At 60.1% G+C, this 361-nt stretch carries 1 tRNA gene; it reads left to right on the top strand.

The features are described 5' to 3' along the window. Positions 1 to 172 precede the first annotated feature (172 nt). A tRNA-Ala gene (locus C482_RS13655) sits at positions 173 to 244 on the top strand. Positions 245 to 361: the final 117 nt, after the last annotated feature.

The following is a 361-nucleotide window of genomic DNA, read 5'->3' as shown; positions in this document are numbered from 1 at the left end:
AGCCGTAGGGGAATCTGCGGCTGGATCACCTCCACAGATCGGGACTGGGGCGACGCCCCAGCCCACCTTTCAGTCCACGTTCGGTCACACCACCCACCCGCCGAACCGAACGGGCACCTTTGAACTGTCGAAGCTCACATTTCTCTCATCGAGTCCGTTTGGATCGATGAGTGGGCCCATAGCTCAGTGGGAGAGTGCCTCCTTTGCAAGGAGGATGCCCTGGGTTCAAATCCCAGTGGGTCCATATCGCGTCATGATCTCTTCGGAGATTGTGGCGCACGAACCGATGCACCACTCCGCGTAAGCGTGAGTGGGAAGGGTCAATGCAGGCCGGCCGTCTACCGGCGTGCAGATGAGACCG

The sequence above is a fragment of the Natrialba chahannaoensis JCM 10990 genome (genome assembly GCF_000337135.1).
In the GTDB taxonomy this organism is placed as follows: Archaea; Halobacteriota; Halobacteria; order Halobacteriales; family Natrialbaceae; genus Natrialba; species Natrialba chahannaoensis.
This window is presented reverse-complemented; position numbering and strand designations above follow the sequence as displayed.